The organism is Ferruginivarius sediminum (genome assembly GCF_003344765.1).
Classification (GTDB): domain Bacteria; phylum Pseudomonadota; class Alphaproteobacteria; order Kiloniellales; family Rhodovibrionaceae; genus Ferruginivarius; species Ferruginivarius sediminum.
In genome coordinates this window covers 1-1345 of the sequence record NZ_QPMH01000054.1, presented here as the reverse complement: position 1 = coordinate 1345, position 1345 = coordinate 1, and the positions used below count along the sequence as shown (strand labels likewise).

Genomic DNA, 1345 nt, shown 5'->3' with positions numbered 1-1345 from the left:
CAGGACGCTGAAAAACCCGGCCGAGGCGCGCTCAACCGTTGGATTTTCGGGCGGCGATGTCTGAGCGCGGGCTGGGATCGAGGGCGTTGCATTCCCGGCGGTGGTGGAATGCGGCTCGCCGGCGGCCGGTGGTCCGGCACTCAGGGGGCCTGTCCATCAGGGGGCGGCCGCCAACAGCTTGGGCAGGCGCACGAGATTGTAGGCGGCGGCGGTGAGCGTGACCTGCCAGCCGACGCGATCGAGGCCGCGGTGCCGCGCCTTGCGGCCGCCGGCCCCGGCCTTGATCCAGCCGAAGCATTCCTCGATGCGCTTGCGCGCCCGCTGACTGGCGGCATAGCCGGCATGGCGGATGGTGCGGCCGTCGATGGCCGAGCGCCGCCGGGCCTTGCCGGTGTCGTAGGCGTTTTGCGCGACGTGCGGGGTGATGCCGAGGTCGCGCACCTCCATCACGAAGTCCGCCGTGTCGTAACCCTTGTCGGCGCCGACGGTCATGCCCGGGCGGCACGGGCGTGCCGCCAGCATGTCCACCGCCGCCAGGGTCTCGGCGTTGCCATGGGCCCGGGTGGTGCGCACATCGACGATCAGGCCGTTGCGGTTCTCCGTGAGGAGATGGCCCATATAGGCGAGCCTGGCCTCCTTGCCCCGGCCCTTGCGGAACAGCCGGGCGTCGGGATCCGTGGTCGAGGCATGGGTCGCGTTCGACCGCCGCTCGCCGTGGAAGTCCCGCTCAGCGTTACGGCCACCCGAAGGGGGATCGTCATCGCCGGTGCTGTCGTCCTGATCCTTGGGCTGGAAGCTTTTGACCGAGGCCCACGCCTCGATCAGGGTGCCGTCGACCGAGAAGTGCTCCCGGCTCAGCAGCGGCTTGACCTTGGGATGGGCGAGGATCGCGGCCAGAAAGCGCTCCGCCACCACGCCCTCGAACAGGCGGTCGCGGTTCTTGGCGTAGACCGTCGGGTGCCACACGCGATCGTCGATCCCGAGCCCAACAAACCAGCGGAACAGCAGGTCGAAATCCAGGCGTTCCATCATCTGCCGCTCCGAGCGCAGGCCGTAAAGCGCCTGGAGCAGCAGGGCCCGCAACAGCCGTTCGGGCGGAATACTGGGGCGGCCCTGATCGCTATAGATCTCGGCAAACGTGCCGGACAGCTCGCCCAGCCCATCGTCGACGATGCCCCGGATCACCCGTAGCGGATGATGCTTCGGCACCCGCGCCTCCAGATCGACATAGCTGAACAGGCTGCCCGACCGGCCGTCGTCCCCGCGCATCCGTCCCTCCCGCGTTCGTCCATGCCGGAGGGAATCACGCCAAACCGCCGGCGTCAGCTACTTTTTCAGCGTCCTG

Annotated in this window: 1 protein-coding gene; it reads right to left on the bottom strand. The window is 68.9% G+C overall.

The annotated features are described in order from the left end of the window. Nucleotides 1-156: 156 nt before the first annotated feature. Entirely contained in the window at nt 157-1269 is a 1113-nt protein-coding gene (locus tag DRB17_RS19775) for an IS5 family transposase (RefSeq protein ID WP_114583947.1), read from the bottom strand. Nucleotides 1270-1345: the final 76 nt, after the last annotated feature.

Bases quoted from the DNA above. Each gene is read 5' to 3' on its own strand.
- DRB17_RS19775 (WP_114583947.1), bottom strand. From the start codon at position 1,269: ATGCGCGGGGACGACGGCCGGTCGGGCAGCCTGTTCAGCTATGTCGAT.